This is a genomic window from Undibacterium sp. TJN19, assembly GCF_049339485.1.
In the GTDB taxonomy this organism is placed as follows: domain Bacteria; phylum Pseudomonadota; class Gammaproteobacteria; order Burkholderiales; family Burkholderiaceae_D; genus Undibacterium.
Window position 1 is genome coordinate 151301 of the sequence record NZ_JBMPPL010000004.1, and the last position, 14759, is coordinate 166059.

16 protein-coding genes are annotated in these 14759 nt (G+C 52.1%); 15 read left to right on the forward strand and 1 reads right to left on the reverse strand.

Translation table 11 applies throughout. From position 1 onward, the window contains the following. Positions 1-106 precede the first annotated feature (106 nt). The gene (locus ACO0LH_RS14170) at positions 107-922 is read left to right on the forward strand and encodes an IclR family transcriptional regulator (RefSeq protein ID WP_422941751.1); all 816 of its coding nucleotides are present in this window, start codon (positions 107-109) and stop codon (positions 920-922) included. Between the two features lie 9 nt (positions 923-931). On the opposite strand, the gene ACO0LH_RS14175 is transcribed toward ACO0LH_RS14170, so the two are convergent. Further along, positions 932-1498 carry a glutathione peroxidase gene (locus ACO0LH_RS14175; protein WP_422941752.1) on the reverse strand — a complete coding sequence of 189 codons (567 nt, stop codon included), beginning with the start codon at positions 1496-1498 and terminating at the stop codon, positions 932-934. Positions 1499-1785: 287 nt separating this feature from the next. Between ACO0LH_RS14175 and ACO0LH_RS14180 the strand changes: the two genes are divergently transcribed. From ACO0LH_RS14180 to ACO0LH_RS14245, 14 genes are all read left to right on the forward strand, one after another. After that, positions 1786-2796 carry a sulfate ABC transporter substrate-binding protein gene (locus tag ACO0LH_RS14180; RefSeq protein WP_422941753.1) on the forward strand — a complete coding sequence of 337 codons (1011 nt, stop codon included), beginning with the start codon at positions 1786-1788 and terminating at the stop codon, positions 2794-2796. Positions 2797-2828: 32 nt separating this feature from the next. Then, a complete protein-coding gene (gene ssuE, locus ACO0LH_RS14185) occupies positions 2829-3407 on the forward strand; it encodes an NADPH-dependent FMN reductase (RefSeq protein ID WP_422941754.1) in 579 nt (192 codons plus the stop codon). A gap of 120 nt (positions 3408-3527) precedes the next feature. Then, on the forward strand, positions 3528-4529 hold the full coding sequence (locus ACO0LH_RS14190; RefSeq protein ID WP_422941755.1) for a sulfonate ABC transporter substrate-binding protein: 1002 nt from the start codon (positions 3528-3530) through the stop codon (positions 4527-4529). Between the two features lie 8 nt (positions 4530-4537). Further along, entirely contained in the window at positions 4538-5518 is a 981-nt protein-coding gene (locus ACO0LH_RS14195; protein ID WP_422941756.1) for a sulfonate ABC transporter substrate-binding protein, read from the forward strand. A gap of 35 nt (positions 5519-5553) precedes the next feature. Next, complete coding sequence (gene ssuD / locus ACO0LH_RS14200; RefSeq protein WP_422941757.1) at positions 5554-6705, forward strand: FMNH2-dependent alkanesulfonate monooxygenase; 1152 nt, start codon at positions 5554-5556, stop codon at positions 6703-6705. Positions 6706-6714: 9 nt separating this feature from the next. Next, on the forward strand, positions 6715-7602 hold the full coding sequence (ssuC, locus tag ACO0LH_RS14205) for an aliphatic sulfonate ABC transporter permease SsuC (RefSeq protein ID WP_422941758.1): 888 nt from the start codon (positions 6715-6717) through the stop codon (positions 7600-7602). Further along, the gene (locus ACO0LH_RS14210; protein WP_422941759.1) at positions 7599-8513 is read left to right on the forward strand and encodes an ATP-binding cassette domain-containing protein; all 915 of its coding nucleotides are present in this window, start codon (positions 7599-7601) and stop codon (positions 8511-8513) included. The genes ssuC and ACO0LH_RS14210 overlap by 4 nt, the downstream gene beginning before the upstream one ends. Before the next feature lie 42 nt (positions 8514-8555). Beyond that, positions 8556-8771 (forward strand): TOBE domain-containing protein, encoded by a 216-nt coding sequence (locus ACO0LH_RS14215; protein WP_110256421.1) that lies wholly within the window; start codon positions 8556-8558, stop codon positions 8769-8771. Between the two features lie 88 nt (positions 8772-8859). Further along, positions 8860-9690, forward strand: a complete 831-nt coding sequence (locus ACO0LH_RS14220; RefSeq protein WP_422941760.1) for an EAL domain-containing protein — start codon at positions 8860-8862, stop codon at positions 9688-9690. Between the two features lie 138 nt (positions 9691-9828). After that, the gene (gene cysT / locus ACO0LH_RS14225; RefSeq protein WP_422941761.1) at positions 9829-10683 is read left to right on the forward strand and encodes a sulfate ABC transporter permease subunit CysT; all 855 of its coding nucleotides are present in this window, start codon (positions 9829-9831) and stop codon (positions 10681-10683) included. Continuing rightward, on the forward strand, positions 10683-11576 hold the full coding sequence (cysW, locus tag ACO0LH_RS14230) for a sulfate ABC transporter permease subunit CysW (RefSeq protein ID WP_422941762.1): 894 nt from the start codon (positions 10683-10685) through the stop codon (positions 11574-11576). The genes cysT and cysW overlap by 1 nt, the downstream gene beginning before the upstream one ends. 28 nt (positions 11577-11604) lie before the next feature. Next, on the forward strand, positions 11605-12669 hold the full coding sequence (locus tag ACO0LH_RS14235; protein ID WP_422941763.1) for a sulfate/molybdate ABC transporter ATP-binding protein: 1065 nt from the start codon (positions 11605-11607) through the stop codon (positions 12667-12669). 27 nt (positions 12670-12696) lie between these two features. Continuing rightward, complete coding sequence (locus tag ACO0LH_RS14240; RefSeq protein ID WP_422941764.1) at positions 12697-13629, forward strand: CysB family HTH-type transcriptional regulator; 933 nt, start codon at positions 12697-12699, stop codon at positions 13627-13629. 101 nt (positions 13630-13730) lie between these two features. Next, complete coding sequence (locus ACO0LH_RS14245; RefSeq protein ID WP_422941765.1) at positions 13731-14594, forward strand: ferritin-like domain-containing protein; 864 nt, start codon at positions 13731-13733, stop codon at positions 14592-14594. Positions 14595-14759: the final 165 nt, after the last annotated feature.

Genomic DNA, 14759 nt, shown 5'->3' on the forward strand with positions numbered 1-14759 from the left:
TTGCGCAAATCAAGCCAGATAAGCATAGTCATAAATTCGTTATTTGTAAATGCATTTGTTAATAGTAAAATTAAGTGCCGTTGTAAAAGATACCGGAGAGTTGCAAATGACTGACAAGACCAAGAAAGCCAAAGAAAGACGCGGCATCGGTGCCATCGAAGTCGGTGGCCTGTTATTGAATGCCATGGTGACCTCTGGTAGGGCGATGTCACTCGGTGACCTAGCGAGAGAAAGCGGCATGCCCGCATCGAAGGCGCATGCCTATCTGGTCAGTTTCGGCAAACTGGGTCTGGTGGAGCAGGATGGCGCTACCGGCATGTATCAGCTTGGGCCTTTCGCCCTGCAAATGGGCCTGGTCAGCCTGCAACAGATTACCCCGGTCAAACTGGCCATACCCGAAGTCACGCGGCTGGCTGCCAGCATAGACCAGACCGTGGCCCTCGCAGTCTGGGGCAGTCATGGCCCCACGGTGATCTATATTGCAGAATCAACGCGACCCATTCATGTCAACATGCATGCGGGGTCGGTCATGTCCATGCTCGGTACTGCCACAGGTCTGGTGTTTTCTGCTTTTTTGCCAGAAAAGCTGGTGGACAAGTATATTGCCAGGGAATTGAAGGATGAAATGGTGATAGGCCAGGCGGGTGCGCAATATACGCAAAAAGACCTTGCTGCGGTATTGCTGGAAGTGCGCGAACAAGGTTTGGCAAGGGCTCAGGGTTTGCCCATACCTGGCATCAACGCGCTCAGTGCGCCAGTGTTTAACCATGCGCATGCACTAAGCCTGGTGATTACGGCGACGGGTACAAGAGGTAGTTTTGATACCGACTGGGATGGTGAAATCGCCGGTGCCTTGCGTGCCAGTGCGACATTATTGTCGCACCAGCTAGGCTATATGCCTGCCATGCCGGTGCAAAAATAAGCCTGCAAATTATTGTGCCAGCGCTTTTTCTACATCGGCCACCAGTTTCTTATCGTCCGGTGTGGTGACGCTGGAATAGGCCGCGACCACATTGCCCTTGCGGTCTATCAGGTATTTATAGAAATTCCATTTTGGCGTTGTGCCTGTTGCCTTGATCAATTGTGCATGCAGCGGGTTGACGTCTTTGCCCATCACCGATGACTTGCTGAACATGGGAAATTTCACGCCATAGGTATTGAAGCAGAAATCAGCGATCTGCTTGTCATTACCCGGCTCCTGCTTGCCAAAATCATTGGACGGAAAACCCAATACCACCAGCCCTTTTTCGCTGTATTTGGCATACATCGCTTCCAGCCCTTCATATTGGCTGGTGAAGCCGCAATAACTGGCTGTGTTGACCACAAGGGCAACCTTGCCCTTGTACTGGCAAAGATCTTGCGGCGTATCATCCTGCAAACGCTTGAACTTGTGGTTGAGTACAGCCGGGCAGGCGTCTGTGCTATCGGCCCATGCGCCTGCTGAACAAGTGACCAGGCCAAGAAATACGGCAAGTTGAATCGGGGTGCGTCGCAACATGATGAACTCCTGAACAATAGAAGCTCATCTTAGCCCAGACATAAAAAAATATGTAGATTTAACATGCGTGCCGACACAATATCCGTTCATTTAAAGAGGAAAAAGTATAGTCGGCCCAATATTAAAAACGCAATCATGTGTTTTTAATAAAAATGTATTGCATTCAGTCCCTGCATTTTACTTATGCGTAAAACATATATAAAACATCGAAACTCTTCGTTTTAATTTATAAGGCCGCGTTCTATTCTCTACTCCTCATAAAAATTATTACTTTTCAGGATGTATAGATGAATATCAAGAAATTGCTTCTCGCTGCTTCCCTGGCATTTGCCGGTACGCTAGCAACCGCACATGCAGCCGATATCACCCTGCTCAACGTATCGTATGATCCTACCCGTGAACTGTATCAGGACGTCAACCAGGCATTTGCCAAGCAATGGAAAGCCAAGACAGGCGACAATGTCACCATCAAGCAGTCGCATGGTGGTTCAGGCAAGCAGGCGCGCGCGGTCATCGATGGCCTCGATGCCGATGTCGTCACCTTGGCACTGGCATATGATACCGATGCACTGGCCGAAAAAAACCTGCTCGACAAAGCTTGGCAAAAACGCTTGCCACATAATGCGTCCCCTTACTCTTCCACCATCGTATTTCTAGTACGCAAGGGCAATCCCAAAGGCATCAAGGACTGGGCAGACGTCGTCAAGCCAGGTGTAGCGGTTATCACACCTAATCCAAAAACATCGGGCGGTGCACGCTGGAATCATCTGGCCGCCTGGGGTTATGCACTGAAACAACCAGGTGGCAATGAAGCGACTGCCAAAGAGTTCCTGGCCAAACTGTATAAAAACGTGCCTGTGCTGGATTCTGGTGCACGTGGCGCAACCACCACCTTTGTTGAACGCGGCATTGGTGATGTGTTGCTGGCCTGGGAAAACGAAGCCCTGCTGGCAATCAAGGAGCTGGGTCCGGACAAGGTAGAAATCGTTGCCCCGTCTACCAGTATCCTGGCGGAGCCTTCTGTTTCTATCGTTGACAAGGTGGTTGACCGCCGCGGCACCCGCAAAGTGGCAGAAGCCTACCTGAACTATCTGTACACAGATGAAGGCCAGGACATTATCGCCAAGAATTACTATCGCCCGACCACGGAAAAAGCCTCGAAAAAATACGCAGCGCAGTTCCCCAAAGTGAAATTGTTCAATATTGACGATACTTTCGGCGGCTGGACAAAAGCGCAAAAAGAACATTTTGCTGATGGCGGTATTTTTGACCAGATCTATCAGCCAGGCAAAAAATAAGTACAGCCAGAAATGAATGGAAAGACACGATCATGACCGTATTGCTGCTCTCAGGAAGCCCATCTTCGCCCTCTCGCTCTGCCAGGTTGTTGCATGCGGTAGGTGAGAAACTTCATCAACTGGGGCAGCAAACGCTGAGCCTGCATGTCAGGGACTTGCCAGCGCAAGCCCTGCTACATGCTGATTTTTCTGACCCTGAATTGCAAGCCGCCAAGGCACTGGTGGCACAGGCCGATGTGATCGTGGTTGCTACCCCCATCTACAAGGCTGCGTATAGCGGCTTATTGAAAAGCTTTCTCGACATTCTGCCGCAAGATGGTCTGGATGGAAAAATCATCCTGCCACTGGCAACGGGTGGCAGCCAGTCACATATGCTGGCAATAGATTATGGCTTGCGCCCGGTATTGGCATCCCTGTCGGCGCGCCATGTTTTGCCGGGTATTTACGCCACTGATGCCCAGGTGGTCTGGACTGATTTGCATGGTCTGCAAATTGATGGCGCGATACAAAAACGCATACAGGATGCGACAAGCTTATTGCTTGACAGCCTGCACGGGTTGCGCAGGCCACAGCCCAGCAAGGCACCAGTACTAAGCGTAGCACATTGTTGAAACTGTATTCCCGCATGCGCTGAACCCAGGCGCATTTTTTTAAGCATCACTCTGAACTCCCGAATATGCCTCTTAAAGCGGCAGGGGCGGACTTTTGTCAAAATTTATAGGAAGTAAATCATGAGTAGCAATGATGGTGTCAATAAAAAACGTACAGCCAGGCGACGTGCACTGACGAAATTATCTGCATTGACCGCCGCCGCATTGAGCGTGGTGTTGCCGAAAGCGTTTGCGCAAGCCAGGCCCGCCATTACTCCCGGTGCATTTCGTATCGGTTATCAGAAATATGGCACGCTGACCTTGTTGAAGGGTACTGGCGCGCTCGACAAACGTCTGGCAGCTTTGGGTGTGGAAGTGAAATGGACAGAATTTCCAGCGGGCCCGCAATTACTCGAGGGTCTGAATGTAGGCAGCATAGATTTTGGTACCACTGGCGAAGCACCACCGATTTTTGCCCAGGCTGCCGGCGCGGATTTATTGTATGTCGGTAACGAGCCGCCCGCACCTGCCGGTGAAGCTGTCATCGTGCCGAAAAACTCCACCCTCAAAACAGCTGCCGACCTCAAAGGTAAAAAAATCGTTTTGAACAAAGGTTCGAACGTACATTACCTGCTGGTGAAAGTATTGGAAAAAGCAGGCCTGGCCTATAAAGATGTCGAAGTCGTCTTCTTGCCACCGGCCGATGCCCGTGCTGCTTTTGAGCGTGGCAGTGTCGATGCCTGGGCAATCTGGGACCCATTCCTGGCGGCTGCCGAAAAGCAATTGGGTGCGCGGGTACTGGTCGATGGCAAGGGCGCTGTCAGCAATCATCAATTTTATCTGGCTGCTCGTCCCTACACGCAAAAGAATCCGGAAGTATTACGCATTGCACTAGAAGAACTGGTCAAGCTGGATGACTGGAGTACCAAAAACCTGAAAGAAGTCACCAATATATTGTCTGCCCAAATCGGGCTGGATACCAGCATCGTTGAGTTGTCGACAGGACGTTTTGGTTTTGGCGTGAAGCCCTTGTCGGAAGCCGTTATCAAGGAACAGCAAAACATTGCCGACACTTTTGCCGACCTGAAGTTGATACCCAAGCGTATCAATATCAGGGACGCGGTATTTTCGCTAAAGCTTTGAGGCCACAGATGAATTTCTCTTCTGTCCGTCGTCGATTCCTGGGGTTTGCCCTGGCGGTTCTTTCCTCCTCAGTCAGCATGGTCACCACGGCTGCGCCAGCGACGAATGACTTGCCAAAAGAACTGAGGATAGGTTTTCAGAAAAGCTCGGTGAACCTGACTTTACTGAAACACAGGCAGGCACTGGAACAGCAACTGAAAGGCGTGAAAATCAGCTGGTTTGAATTCACCGCCGGCCCGCAAATGCTGGAGGCTTTATCAGCAGGCAGCATAGACTTTGCCACCACCGGTGAACCGCCACCAGTGTTTGCGCAGGCGGCGGGCAGTAATCTCGTCTACGTTGGTGCTGAGCCGGCCAAACCCGGTGTCAGTGCAATTCTGGTAAAACCGGAATCCAGCATCAAAACCCTGACCGACCTGAAGGGCAAGAAGATCGCTTTCCAGAAAGGTTCCAGCGCGCACTACCATGTATTGCGCGCTATCCAGCAGGCAGGTTTGCAATGGGCAGACATCACGCCGATTTATCTCGCACCTGCCGATGCGCGTGCTGCGTTTGAGCGTGGCAGCGTTGATGTCTGGGCAATCTGGGACCCCTACTGGGCCGCGATAGAACAAAACACCCAGGTACGTGTACTGGCGACTGGCAAGGGCCTGGTCAATAATCTTTCGCATTATTTGTCTGCCCGCAGCTTTGCCGATAGATACCCAAAAATCATACAACTGCTGTTTGAAGAACTGACACGCAGCGACACCTTTGTACAAAAAAACCGCGAAGAAGCGATTGCCGTTATCGCTGCCAGCACGGGGCTGGATAAGCCTACCATCGCCAGCTTCCTCGAACGCAGGCCGCGCTCGCCAGTGGTCTACCTGACGCAGAGCATTATCGATGAACAGCAAAGGGTTGCAGACAATTTCTATCAACAGAAACTGATACCAAAATCCGTCTCTATCAGGGATGCAGTGTGGCTGCCACCGGGCAGCAAACTGTAGCGTGAATTGACAACATGACTTAGCAAGGAGAAATGATGAGCTTAAATATTTTCTGGTTTATCCCTACGCATGGTGACAGCCGTTATCTGGGCACCAGCCAGGGTGCGCGCCAGGTCAATTACGATTACCTGCGCCAGATCGCTGTTGCCGCAGATACCCAGGGTTATGACGGTGTATTGTTACCTACCGGACGTTCTTGCGAAGACGCCTGGGTCGTGGCTTCCAGCCTCATCGGCGCGACTACCAATCTTAAATTCCTGGTGGCGATACGCCCTGGCTTGAGCAGCCCGGGTTTGTCGGTGCGCATGGCAGCCACTTTTGACCGCTTGTCCAAAGGTCGTTTGCTGATCAATGTTGTCACTGGCGGCGACCAGGGTGAACTGGAAGCGGACGGTGTCTTTGCCGATCATGAAAAACGCTATGAAATCACTGAAGAATTCTTGCGTATCTGGCGTGCTTCGCTATCAGGCGAAGGCGGTGATGCAGGCTATGATTTTGAAGGCAAGCACTTGACTGTCAAAGGTGCAAAGACCCTGTACCCGGCGGTGCAAAAACCTTATCCCCCTCTGTATTTTGGTGGTTCTTCAGAACCGGCACATGAACTGGCGGCAGACCAGGTCGATGTCTACCTGACCTGGGGCGAACCACCGGCAGCCGTTGCCGCCAAGATCGCCGACATGCGTGCCCGTGCTGCCAGGCGTGGGCGGACATTGCGCTTTGGCATACGCCTGCATGTCATCGTGCGCGAAACCAATGATGAAGCCTGGAAAGCAGCAGAAGACCTGATACGTTATGTCGATGATGAAGTGATCGCCCGCGCCCAGAAAGCTTTTGCCAAGATGGATTCAGTCGGCCAGCGGCGTATGGTGGCCCTGCATGGTGGCAAGCGCGACAAGCTGGAAGTGTCGCCTAATCTGTGGGCTGGTGTGGGCCTGGTACGCGGCGGTGCAGGGACGGCCCTGGTTGGCGACCCGGAAACCGTGGCAGCCCGCATCAAGGAATATGCCGACCTCGGTATTGATACCTTTATTTTCTCAGGCTATCCGCATCTGGAAGAGTCTTACCGTTTTTCGGAACTGGTATTCCCGCTGATAGGCAAATCGGTGCCTGGTGTCGAAGCCAGTTTGACCGGGCCGTTTGGCGAGATCATGGCAAACGGTATCACACCGAAGGTGTCACAAAGTTAGGAGGGCAACATGGGACCGCTTATCACTGAAGTCAGCGAACTGGCTGGCGAATTTGTCGCCAGCCGTGGCAGTCAGCCAGATCATTTCAACAGCTTCATCACAGCCACGGTTATCCGTCGTGCAGGCTTGCAATTGCTGAAAAAATTCTTGCCCTGGGCGGTACCTGCTGCATTGATCATTTTTTGGCAGATCGCTGCCCAGACAGGCTGGTTGTCAAGCCGTATCCTGCCAGAACCATGGGCAGTCGCCCAGGCATTCTGGAAGCTGACAGTTTCAGGTGAAATCTGGGTGCATGCCAAGACCAGTCTGTGGCGGGCGATTTCAGGTTTTGCTGTGGGCGGTGGCCTGGGTTTGTTATTGGGTTTGCTGACAGGCAGTTTCCGCTTTGCTGAAACCCTGCTTGATACCACACTGCAAATGGTCAGGAATATCCCGGCACTGGCACTGATTCCCCTGGTCATACTGTGGTTCGGGATTGATGAGTCGGCCAAATTGTTTCTGGTATCGGTGGGCGTGTTTTTCCCCGTGTATCTGAATACCTTTCATGGCATACGCTCAGTTGACAAGGGTTTGATAGAAATGGCGCGCAGTTACGGCTTGTCAGGCTGGGCACTTTATCGTGATGTGATCTTGCCTGGGGCATTACCGTCTATCCTGGTAGGCGTACGCTTTTCACTGGGCCTGGTCTGGGTATTGCTGATCGTGGCAGAGACAATCTCTGCCCAGGCAGGTATTGGTTACATGACCATGAATGCGCGTGAATTTTTACAAACCGATGTGGTGCTGGTGGGCATCTTGTTATACGCGCTGCTGGGCAAACTGGCCGATGTCTTGTCGCGGGCTGTCGAGCATTATTGCCTGCGCTGGCATCCTGGTTATCAAAGGAGGGCAACATGATGCGACAGTTTACTGAATTTCCCCTGAGTGCCGTGGCAGAGATAGCGGCACTGCGTAATGAGCTCGATGACGGCTGGGATAACACCACTGTTGGCGAATGGAATCAGGCCGTTGAAGATGGCAAAGGCGCATCCGTGGATTTGCGCAGCGTGCAAAAATCTTATCAGGGACGGCAGGTATTGAAGTCACTGAACCTGCAAGTCGAGGCGGGTGAATTTGTCGCAGTCATTGGCCGTAGTGGTTGCGGTAAAAGTACTTTGCTGCGCCTGATTGCCGGGCTGGAAAAAGCCGACAGCGGCAGTCTGGAATTTGATGCTGGCGGCAAGCCGATAGAAACCCGCGTGATGTTCCAGGATTCGCGCTTGTTACCGTGGAAGTCAGTCATCGACAATGTTGCGCTGGGGCAGGGCAGTGACAAGCGCAAAGCCAGGCAGGCGCTGGAAAAGGTGGCACTGGCAGAGCGCGCTGACGAGTGGCCATCTGTATTGTCAGGTGGCCAGCGTCAGCGCGTTGCGCTGGCCAGGGCTCTGGTGCATGAACCTGCTTTACTGCTGCTGGATGAACCACTGGGTGCACTCGATGCACTGACGCGCATAGAAATGCAAAGCCTGATCGAAGAATTATGGCAGCAACGCGGTTTTACTGCCGTACTGGTGACGCATGATGTGCAGGAAGCTGTCGCCCTTGCTGACCGCGTCATTCTCATTGAAGAGGGACAGATTACGCTGGATGTACAGGTTGATCTGCCACGTCCTCGCGCACGGGGCAATCCTGCCTTCGCCGCACTCGAGGAACGCATTCTGACGAGGGTCTTGAAACGCCCTTCGGTGACACAGGATAGTGAAGTAGACAGGGAACCGGGAGACGTGTCCTTGCAACGCACTGTCAACCAGGTGGCCTGGGCAATTTGATTACCCCCGGTTTTTTTATATTTCATATTTTAAGGAAGCATCATGAGCATACAGGCAATCAATGTCCGCAATCAGTTCCGCGGCAAAATCAAGGCCATCATCGAGGGTTCAGTGGTCTCTGAAGTCGATGTCGAAACACCGGCTGGTATCGTTACTTCTGTCATCACCACACGTTCCATCAAGGACTTGAATCTGGTCATCGGCTCGGAAGTGGTGGCCCTGGTCAAGGCGACCGAAGTTTCCATCGCCAAGTTATAAATCAAGGTCAGACAGAAACTGTTGCGCAATCAGCTTGGCAAGGCCAGGCCGATTTCGTTACAGCGTCGATGACGAAGTGAGGAAAACCATGCACTATCCTGCATTGCAAAACTACCTGAGCCGCCTGCACAGTTCGCTCGCCAGCAGCAATCTGTGGCTGGATGAACAGGGCCGTGCACGTGGGCGCTATTTCAACTCCACCCTTAGTACGGCTTTCCAGGCCATACGATCTGGTGACGATGAGCGCATTGTTGCCTATGAAGCCTATGCGCGCAGTTATGCAGCAGATGACCAGGGCCTGAGTATCTGGAAGCTACTGGAAAATGCCGCCAATGACGATGAGTCGGTGGAACTGGACAGGCTGTGCCGCTTATTGCATACCCTGAATTTCTACCGCCAGCCAGAATCGGTCAATCTGGATTTATACCTGAGCGTACACAGCCGTTTGCTGGCGGCGGTCGAAGGCAATCATGGCATGGCTTTTCGCCGCATACTGGATCTGCTCGAAGTGCCGCACCAGCAAGTCGTGCTGCAATTGCCATTGATCAGCGCCAGCCAGCGCTGGGTATTGACCCATGTGGCAGAAAATTACCGGCGTAACGGCTTTCGCATCGGCCTGCACGCCAGCAGCCTGGAACAGGCCAGTGACATGCTGGAACGCATACGGCCTTCCAGTATCAAGGTTGATATCAGCCTGGCCAATGATGCACACGCGCAAGTTCGCCTGCTGGAACAGGCCGAGCGAGGCAATTGCCATATCATTTTCCGACGTATAGAAAACCAGAAGAGTTTGCTGAATCTGCGGGCTGCCAACCAAACCGCCAGCCCGTATCTGGTGCAAGGTTTCTTGTTTGATTTGCCACGTGCCAATTTGCTGAATCAGCAAAAACGTCAGCCTGTGCTGGCTTACACCTACTAATTGGTGTCGAATTACTATGCTTAGTTTGTATTCTATATGCGAAAAACGCATTAAGGAATAAGAAAAAATTCGTTTTCTATATAACTAATTCCTGCCAAGATCACTGTTCCATAGTCATATCTGTAATAAAGGCTGCGTATGGCACAGTTGTTTGGCAAGAAATTAACAGCAAGAAGAGTGATACCGGGGTTTCATCTATCCTTGGGTTTTACCTTGTTTTATCTGGGGCTGATCGTCTTATTGCCGCTGTCTGCGGTGTTTTTGAAAACTTTCACCATGACCTGGGAAGCGTTCTGGAATACCGTCACATCGGACAGGGTGATTGCCTCTTATAAACTGACCTTTGGCGCCTCGTTCCTGGGGGCCCTGATCAATGTGCTGTTTGGCGGTATTGTTGCCTGGGTACTGGTGCGTTATAAATTCCCTGGCAAACGCCTGATTGATGCCCTTGTCGACCTGCCTTTTGCCCTGCCTACTGCCGTTGCCGGTATTACCCTGGCGACTCTGTATGCACCGAATGGCTGGCTAGGTAAATTATTGACGCCTCTGGGTGTCAAGGTGGCATACACCCCGCTCGGCATATTGGTTGCACTAACGTTTATTGGTCTGCCCTTTGTTGTGCGCACTGTACAGCCCGTACTGGAAGAAGCCGAAAAAGAACTGGAAGAAGCCGCCGCCAGCCTGGGCGCCAGTCATTTCCAGACCTTTGCCCGCGTCATCTTCCCCAGTATCCTGCCGGCCCTGCTGACCGGTTTTGCACTCGCATTCGCACGTGCTACGGGTGAATATGGCTCGGTCATTTTCATTGCCGGCAATATGCCCATGGTGTCTGAAATTACACCCTTATTCATGATTACCAAACTTGAACAATATGACTATGCCGGTGCCACAGCCATCGCTGTTGTCATGCTGCTGCTGTCTTTCAGCCTGCTGCTGGCAATTAATGGCCTGCAGGCATGGACGCGCAGCAAGCAAAATGCGGGGAGAGAATAATGACTGCCGTTGCACTCAACACGCCAATCGTCGGGCGACGCCATGAACCGGTGATCACCCCGGCGGCGACTGTGGAACCTTTATGGGTACGCATTACATTGTCACTGGTAGCACTGGTTTTTCTGACGCTGTTCCTGTTCATCCCGCTGGCTGCGGTATTTGCCGAAGCCTTAAAAAAGGGCTGGCAAGTCTATCTGGCCGCCATCATAGAACCTGATGCCCTGTCAGCCATCAAGCTGACCCTGATTGCGGCCGGTATTGCTGTTCCCCTGAATCTGGTATTTGGTGTAGCGGCGGCCTGGACCATCGCCAAATTTGAATTCCGCGGCAAGAATGTTTTGCTGACGCTGATTGACCTGCCGTTTTCTGTGTCGCCAGTCATATCGGGTTTGATCTATGTCTTGCTGTTTGGTGCGCAAGGATGGTTCGGCGAATGGTTGCGTGAGCATGAAATCAAGATTTTGTTTGCCGTACCTGGTATCGTGCTTGCTACCATTTTCGTGACTTTTCCTTTCGTTGCGCGTGAACTGATACCGCTGATGCAGGCACAGGGTAGTGAAGAAGAAGAGGCCGCACTGGTGCTGGGTGCATCAGGCTGGAAAACTTTCTGGTATGTGACCCTGCCCAATATCAAATGGGGTTTGCTGTATGGCGTGATTTTATGTAATGCCCGTGCCATGGGTGAGTTTGGTGCCGTGTCGGTGGTGTCTGGCCATATACGCGGCGAAACCAATACCATGCCCTTGCAGGTGGAAATTTTATATAACGAATATAACTTCACCGCTGCCTTCGCCGTGGCATCCCTGCTGACTTTGCTGGCCTTGCTCACGCTGGCCCTGAAATCGCTGGTTGAATGGCGCACCAATGAAAATCGCCAGCCACCTGAAGAATGATAAGACGATAGGATAAACGGAGCACATCATGAGTATCGCTGTTAATCAATTACAAAAACGCTTTGGCAATTTCACTGCCCTTGATCAGGTATCGCTGGATTTCCCGAATGGTGAGCTGACGGCTTTGCTGGGCCCCTCGGGTTGTGGCAAAACCACCTTGCTGCGCATCATCGCCGGTCTCGAATATGCTGACAGTGGCCAGGTTTTGCTCGATGGGCAAGATGCCTCGGCCCAGCATGTGCGTGAACGCCAGGTGGGCTTTGTGTTCCAGCATTATGCGCTGTTCAAACACATGACCATCTTTGAAAACATTGCCTTCGGCCTGCGCGTCAAACCGCGTCATCTGCGTCCGTCTGAAAGCGTGATCAAAGAGAAAGTCACCAAACTGCTGGAGCTGGTGCAACTGGACTGGCTGGCTGACCGTTATCCACCACAGTTGTCTGGTGGACAGCGCCAGCGTATTGCCCTGGCACGTGCCTTGGCAGTAGAGCCGCGTGTGCTGCTGCTCGACGAGCCCTTTGGTGCGCTTGACGCCAAGGTACGCAAGGAATTGCGCCGCTGGTTGCGCCGCCTGCATGATGAATTGCATGTCACCAGTATTTTTGTTACCCATGACCAGGAAGAAGCACTGGAAGTGGCTGACAGAATCGTATTGATGAATCATGGCAAGGTGGAACAGGTAGGTGCACCGGCCGAGGTCTATCACCATCCGGCGACACCGTTTGTGTATGGCTTCCTGGGCAATGTAAATCTGTTCCGTGGCCGCATCCATGAAGGCATGCTTGATGCGGATGGAGTTGCCTTTGAAGCGCCCGGTCATGCAGAAACCCGCGATGCCTTTGGCACAGGTTATGTGCGCCCGCATGAGCTCGAAATTGACCGGTATTCGCCCGGTGCCACAGGCTTGCTGGTGCAATTGCGCCGTGTGCACAGCATAGGCCCGCTGGCCCAGCTGGAACTGGAACGCGATGACAATGGTGAACTGGTCGAAGCCATGATTTCCACCGAGCGTTACGAACAGCTTAGATTGAAAGTGGGCGAAGCTTTGGTGGTACGCCCCAAACGCCTGCATGTGTTTGTCGATGCACAATAATTATAAAGAATACAAAAAGGAATAATCATGAACTTCCAGCAATTACGCTCCATCCGTGAAGCTTCGCGCCGCGGTTACAACCTCACTGAAGTGGCCAACGTCCTGTTTACTTCCCAGCCTGGCGTCAGCCGTCAGATCCGTGAACTGGAAGAAGAATTGGGTGTCGATATTTTCGAGCGCAACGGCAAGCGTCTGACAGGCCTGACCGACCCGGGCCGTGACATCCTGCCCATCATAGAAAGGCTGTTGCTGGAAGCAGAAAACCTGCGCCAGGCCGGTGAGGATTTTTCTGACCAGAGCAAGGGTACGCTGACGATTGCTACTACGCATACCCAGGCACGTTATGTCTTGCCGAAAGTAGTGCAAGTCTTCCGTCAGGCTTTTCCTGACGTGCGCATCGCCCTGCAACAAAGTTCGCCTGAGCATATTGCTGAATGGGTCTTGTCCGGCAAGGCTGATATTGGCATCGCCACTGAAGGTTTGTCACAATTCAAGGATCTGGCGTCGTTCGCCTGCTATGAATGGAATCACGTTGTGGTCGTGCCAGAAGATCACCCACTATTGCGCAAAGACGTGCTGACACTGGAAGATTTATCGAATTACCCCCTGATTACCTATGATGTTGGTTTCACAGGCCGTGGCCATATCGATGATGCTTTCCGTCAGGCAGGTTTGCGTACTGATATCGTATTGACAGCGATGGATTCTGATGTGATCCAGCAATACGTGGCGCTGGGTCTGGGTGTGGGCCTGGTGGCATCAATGGCTATCGAAGTGCAAAGAGCACACGGCTTGCGCACTATTTCTGCAAGCCATCTGTTTGCCTCAAATGTCACCCGTCTGGCAGTGCGGCGCGGTGCGTATTTGCGCAGCTATACCTATGAATTCATACAGCAGTTTGCCCCTAGCCTGGACCGTGATGAGGTGCGCAAGACGGTGAATGACAGTGAAGATGCGTGACATCTTCGCATCAAACTGGGTACTGTCGTGAAGTAGTCACATCTCTCTGGTAAAATTAGGCAAAAGATTCTAAATTTTGCAATTTTTATCAGAGGTTCATCATGCTTTACCCTGAGTTGTTTAAGTCTTTGGAACAAGTGCGCTGGAATATGGAAACCGATATTCCCTGGGATCAATATGACGCCAGCAAGCTGACGCCAGAACAGGCGCAAACCATCAAGATGAATGCCATCACTGAATGGTCGGCGCTGCCTGCAACAGAAATGTTTTTGCGTGACAACCGTGGCGACAGTGATTTTTCAGCCTTCATGTCGATCTGGTTTTTTGAAGAACAAAAACATTCCCTGGTATTGATGGAATACCTGCGCCGCTTCCAGCCTGAGTTGGTGCCGACTGAAAAAGAACTCGATAATGTACGCTTCGAGTTCGATCCGGCACCACCGCTGGAAACCCTGATGCTGCATTTCTGCGGTGAAATACGCCTGAATCACTGGTATCGCTGCGCCGCGGACTGGCATACTGAGCCTGTCATCAAGCATATCTACAAAATCATCAGCCAGGATGAAGCACGTCATGGCGGCGCTTACCTGCGTTACATGAAGAAATCGCTGGCAGAAATGGGTGATGTGGCGCGTGCGGCTTTTTCCAAGATAGGTGTCCTGATGGCGTCAGCCAGACGTACTGAAAAACCATTGCACCCGACCAATCTGCATGTGAACCAGAACCTGTTCCCTAACGACACCATACAATCACGTTTGCCTGACCCTGACTGGCTGGAGCGCTGGCTCGATGGTCAGATCAAATTCGACGGCATCTGGGAAAAGAAAGTTGTTGACCGTATCCTGCACAATATGTCGCTGCTGTTTGAGCGCACTTTCGAGACGGTGCAAGACTTGAACCGTTATCGCAAGGAAGTGGCACAAAGACTGGTTATTTTGCCTGGCAGCTTGCCTAGTGCTGCATAAACCTGGTTCGAGCATGTACAATCGCCGCTAATCATTAGCGGCGTTTTTGTTTATAAATTCAAGACCGTTCAATACAGGGGCACAGAGGGGCATAGAGGAAAATCGCGTGGTTTTCCGTAGGTTGGGCTACGATTTACCAGCCCAACACTGTGCCTTTGATAAACG

What these genes read in the sequence shown, in the direction of transcription:
- ACO0LH_RS14170 (WP_422941751.1), top strand. Translation starts at nt 107, where the DNA reads ATGACTGACAAGACCAAGAAAGCCAAAGAAAGACGCGGCATCGGTGCC.
- ACO0LH_RS14175 (WP_422941752.1), bottom strand. Translation starts at nt 1,498, where the DNA reads ATGTTGCGACGCACCCCGATTCAACTTGCCGTATTTCTTGGCCTGGTC.
- ACO0LH_RS14180 (WP_422941753.1), top strand. Translation starts at nt 1,786, where the DNA reads ATGAATATCAAGAAATTGCTTCTCGCTGCTTCCCTGGCATTTGCCGGT.
- ssuE (WP_422941754.1), top strand. Translation starts at nt 2,829, where the DNA reads ATGACCGTATTGCTGCTCTCAGGAAGCCCATCTTCGCCCTCTCGCTCT.
- ACO0LH_RS14190 (WP_422941755.1), top strand. Translation starts at nt 3,528, where the DNA reads ATGAGTAGCAATGATGGTGTCAATAAAAAACGTACAGCCAGGCGACGT.
- ACO0LH_RS14195 (WP_422941756.1), top strand. Translation starts at nt 4,538, where the DNA reads ATGAATTTCTCTTCTGTCCGTCGTCGATTCCTGGGGTTTGCCCTGGCG.
- ssuD (WP_422941757.1), top strand. Translation starts at nt 5,554, where the DNA reads ATGAGCTTAAATATTTTCTGGTTTATCCCTACGCATGGTGACAGCCGT.
- ssuC (WP_422941758.1), top strand. Translation starts at nt 6,715, where the DNA reads ATGGGACCGCTTATCACTGAAGTCAGCGAACTGGCTGGCGAATTTGTC.
- ACO0LH_RS14210 (WP_422941759.1), top strand. Translation starts at nt 7,599, where the DNA reads ATGATGCGACAGTTTACTGAATTTCCCCTGAGTGCCGTGGCAGAGATA.
- ACO0LH_RS14215 (WP_110256421.1), top strand. Translation starts at nt 8,556, where the DNA reads ATGAGCATACAGGCAATCAATGTCCGCAATCAGTTCCGCGGCAAAATC.
- ACO0LH_RS14220 (WP_422941760.1), top strand. Translation starts at nt 8,860, where the DNA reads ATGCACTATCCTGCATTGCAAAACTACCTGAGCCGCCTGCACAGTTCG.
- cysT (WP_422941761.1), top strand. Translation starts at nt 9,829, where the DNA reads ATGGCACAGTTGTTTGGCAAGAAATTAACAGCAAGAAGAGTGATACCG.
- cysW (WP_422941762.1), top strand. Translation starts at nt 10,683, where the DNA reads ATGACTGCCGTTGCACTCAACACGCCAATCGTCGGGCGACGCCATGAA.
- ACO0LH_RS14235 (WP_422941763.1), top strand. Translation starts at nt 11,605, where the DNA reads ATGAGTATCGCTGTTAATCAATTACAAAAACGCTTTGGCAATTTCACT.
- ACO0LH_RS14240 (WP_422941764.1), top strand. Translation starts at nt 12,697, where the DNA reads ATGAACTTCCAGCAATTACGCTCCATCCGTGAAGCTTCGCGCCGCGGT.
- ACO0LH_RS14245 (WP_422941765.1), top strand. Translation starts at nt 13,731, where the DNA reads ATGCTTTACCCTGAGTTGTTTAAGTCTTTGGAACAAGTGCGCTGGAAT.